Origin of the sequence: Longimicrobium sp., assembly GCF_036280135.1 — a bacterium.
Classification (GTDB): Bacteria; Gemmatimonadota; Gemmatimonadetes; order Longimicrobiales; family Longimicrobiaceae; genus Longimicrobium.
In genome coordinates this window covers 1-3673 of record NZ_DASURI010000396.1, presented here as the reverse complement: position 1 = coordinate 3673, position 3673 = coordinate 1, and the positions used below count along the sequence as shown (strand labels likewise).

3 protein-coding genes are annotated in these 3673 nt (G+C 69.1%); all 3 read left to right on the top strand.

Annotation, left to right across the window (positions count from 1 at the left end; all coding sequences use genetic code 11):
• Nucleotides 1-724: 724 nt before the first annotated feature.
• The 3 genes from VFZ20_RS12435 to VFZ20_RS12425 all read left to right on the top strand — a co-directional run bounded on the left by VFZ20_RS12435 (nt 725) and on the right by VFZ20_RS12425 (nt 3659).
• Nucleotides 725-1396, top strand: a complete 672-nt coding sequence (locus VFZ20_RS12435; protein ID WP_329684206.1) for a M23 family metallopeptidase — start codon at nt 725-727, stop codon at nt 1394-1396.
• 209 nt (nt 1397-1605) lie between these two features.
• Nucleotides 1606-2985, top strand: a complete 1380-nt coding sequence (nhaA, locus tag VFZ20_RS12430; protein ID WP_329684205.1) for a Na+/H+ antiporter NhaA — start codon at nt 1606-1608, stop codon at nt 2983-2985.
• A 356-nt stretch (nt 2986-3341) separates the two neighbouring features.
• Nucleotides 3342-3659, top strand: a complete 318-nt coding sequence (locus VFZ20_RS12425; RefSeq protein ID WP_329684204.1) for a helix-hairpin-helix domain-containing protein — start codon at nt 3342-3344, stop codon at nt 3657-3659.
• Nucleotides 3660-3673 lie beyond the last annotated feature (14 nt).

The following is a 3673-nucleotide window of genomic DNA, read 5'->3' as shown; positions in this document are numbered from 1 at the left end:
GAGCCCGGAGGGGGCGCTCGCACGGGGCACGCCTCCACGCACGAGCCTGGCCCTGACTTTCCATTCAGGGAGCGCCGCGCGTAACATGATCGCGCGCAGTATTCTGGCGCGACCGAAGGATCTTGTGTGCGAAGCGTGAGGCCGGATTCCGTGCCCTGGAGCCGGCTTGTCGCTTCGCGGGCAAGATCCTTCGTCGCCGCCATGGATCAACGAGCGGGCAGGGTGTGTGCGGCGGCTCCTCGGGATGACGCTTTCCAGGCGCGAGGGTGGCGACACCCTCTCAGCCTGAGGCAGACCTGGGCGGATTCCCGGCTGCCCGCTCGCGGACCTTCCGCGGGCGGGCAGTCGCTTTCTCCCGGCTGAAGGACGGGGCGGAACGCCGGTGCATGGACCCCGTTGCTCTGCCGATCATTCCATTGGGCAGGATCGGGCGGATTTCGCGCGTGGTGAACGGTGATCCGACCGTCTAACTCCATGTTGGTAAATGTGATGCGGATCGTTCGCGCGCGTTCTCATGGACTGGCGTGGATGCCGGATCATGTCCGCGCCCCGTGATCGCCGCACGTCCGCGCGCACGAAACGCTTGCGCGGATGGATGCAATGGGCGCAATATAGGCGCGCCAATCTCGATCTTTGCGCATTCCTCCTTCAACCAAGCACCGGCCGCGGCGGGAGATCCGCCGTCGTACGCCGCAATGGACTTACCCCAGACGTGCACCGCGCCATGAACGCACGCCGCATGCACCACGTGCTCGCGCTCGCCCTGCTCCTCGTCCTGCCGGCCTGCACGGTCGCCATCGGCGCCGCGCCGGAGAACGCGCCCAACGCGCGCCGCGACCGGCCCCGCGACGTGCTCTTCATCCCCGCGTCGCGCCCCGCGGCCGCGGCGGACGAGGCGCCGGCCGGCGAGGCGTTCATGGCCCCCGGCGCGGAGCTGATGATCCCCGTGCGGGGCATTCGCCCGGAGCAGCTGCACGACACGTACAACGATCCGCGCTCCGGCGGCCGCGTGCACAACGCCATCGACATCATGGCGCCGGCGGGCGCGCCGGTGGTGGCCGCGGCGGACGGCACCATCCACCGCCTGCGCACGGGCGGGCTGGGCGGCATCACCATCTACCAGATCGGCGCGGACGGGCGCACGCTGTACTACTACGCCCACCTGCAGCGCTACGCCGCCGGCGTTCGCGAGGGCATGCCCCTGCGCCGCGGCGAGGTGATCGCCTACGTGGGCGACACGGGCAACGCGGGTGCCGGCAACTACCACCTGCACTTCAGCGTGGGCCGGCTGACGGACATGAGCCGCTGGTGGGACAGCCAGAACGTGAACCCGTTCCCCCTGCTCATCGGCGACCTGGGGCGCCACGGCAGCATGGGCGGCCGCCGCGACCGCTGACGGGCGGATTCCGGAACCGAACGCGGGCAGGGCCGCGGGGACGTCGCTCCCCGCGGCCCTGCTCCGTTTCATCCCCCGGTGGATCCCGAGACGGTAAAAATCCAGAGCTGATGCTGGAATTTCTCATCCAGCAGGGTTGGATTGCGCGCGCGTCCCCGTTAGGTTGCCCCCCGGTCTGCGCCACGAGGGAGCCGACGGACAGGAGAAGAATGGCCACGCATTCGCAACGGGTGGTACCGCCCACGCCGCTGACGCCCATCCAGCGCGTCTTTTCGCCCTTTGTCCGCTTTGCGCGCACGGAGTCGGCGGGGGGCATCGTGCTCATTGCCGCCACGCTCGTCGCCATCGCCTGGGCCAACTCGCCCTGGAGCGCCGGATACGAGCACCTGTGGGAAACGCAGGTCACCCTGGGCGCGGGGCGGTGGGCGCTGAGCTATCCGCTTCACTACTGGATCAACGACGGCCTGATGGCCGTGTTCTTCTTTTTGGTGGGGCTGGAGATCAAGCGCGAGTTCCTGGTGGGCGAGCTGGCCAGCCTCAAGCGCGCGGCGCTGCCCATCGCGGCGGCGCTGGGCGGCATGATCGTGCCGGCCATCATCTACGCGGCCCTGAACCTGGGCCACGCGGGCGAGCGGGGATGGGGCATCCCCATGGCCACGGACATCGCGTTCGCGCTGGGCGTGCTGGCCCTGCTGGGGCCGCGCATCCCCCTGTCGCTCAAGGTGTTCCTGGCCGCGCTGGCCATCGTGGACGATCTGGGCGCCGTGCTGGTGATCGCCGTCTTCTACACGGAGGCCATCCACTGGGGCGCGCTGGCCCTGGGCTTTGGCCTGCTGGCGGCGCTGGTGGTCGCCAACCGGATGCAGGCGCGCAGCCCGCTCACCTACCTGCTGGTGGGCATCGTCGTCTGGGTGGCGTTTCTCAAGAGCGGCGTGCACGCCACGGTGGCCGGCGTGCTGCTGGCCATGACCATCCCGGCGCGCACGCGCATCGACACGGCGGAGTTCCTGGACCGCGGCCGGCGCATCCTGGACTACTTCGACGTGGTGGGCGAGGAGGGCAGGGACGTGCTCACCAACCGCCGCCAGCAGGCCGCCATCCAGGAGATGGAGAACGCCTGCGAGGCCGCGCAGGCCCCCCTGCAGCGCATCGAGCACGAGCTGCACCACTGGGTGGCGTTCCTCATCATCCCCATCTTCGCGCTGGCCAACGCGGGCGTGCACCTGGGCGGCAACCTGGGCACGGCGTTCGGCGACCGGGTCACGCTGGGCATCATCCTGGGCCTGGTGATCGGCAAGCCCATCGGCATCAGCCTCTTTGCGTGGCTGGCCGTGCGGACGAACCTGGCCGCCCTGCCGTACACGGTGACGTGGCGGGCCATCCGCGGGGTGAGCCTGCTGGGCGGCATCGGCTTCACCATGTCGCTGTTCATCGCGGGGTTGGCGTTCCCGGGCGCGCCGCAGCTCAACGAGGACGCCAAGATCGGCATCTTCGTGGCCTCGCTCGTGGCGGGGATCACGGGGTTCCTGGTGCTGCGGGGGTTCCGGCCCAACCCGGTGGCGGTGGCGGCGGACGACGGGGAGGGCTGAAAACACGAGGAGCCCGCCGTATGCCGGCGGGCTCCGTCGTGTTTGATCGCGTTCCTGCGAACCTCGCCCTGCAAAGGACTCGAACTTTCCCGATCTCTCAGCCGTGCCCACCCGGAGGACGCCTTGGGAGCATGAGGTGGGGGTCACGTCGGCATTCTCGACAACCGGTCCGGCCCGTTCCTGTGTGTGTACTACCGCCAGACATCGGCGGAGGTTGCGCGCGGAGGATTAGGAGAACGTGAACATCGCTCCGCGCATTCTTCCGTACGGGCGGGCACCAGCCGGAGTTTCAAACCTCCTCGCCCGCTCCGTACGCCCTGTCTGACACCCGTCATCGCCGAAAGGTTGCATTGCCCGTGAAATCCGCCGCGAAGGACGAGCTGCGCCGCATTCCCGGGGTGGGCGCCAGCATCGCGCAGGACCTGCGCAACCTGGGGATCCAGCGCGTCGAGGACCTGCGCGGCGCCGATCCGCAGGCCCTGTACGACCGCCTGTGCGAGCAGATGGGCGTGCACGTGGACCGCTGCATGTTGTACGTGTTCCGGTGCGCCGTCTATTATGCCTCGGAGTTCCCGCATGATCCGGAGCGGCTGAAGTGGTGGTCGTGGAAGGACGGCGGGGTGGCGTTTGAGGGACGGGACGGCAGGGAAGAGGGAATAGGGAACAGGGAATAGGGAATAGCCTGCAA

Bases quoted from the DNA above. Each gene is read 5' to 3' on its own strand.
- nhaA (WP_329684205.1), top strand. From the start codon at position 1,606: ATGGCCACGCATTCGCAACGGGTGGTACCGCCCACGCCGCTGACGCCC.
- VFZ20_RS12435 (WP_329684206.1), top strand. From the start codon at position 725: ATGAACGCACGCCGCATGCACCACGTGCTCGCGCTCGCCCTGCTCCTC.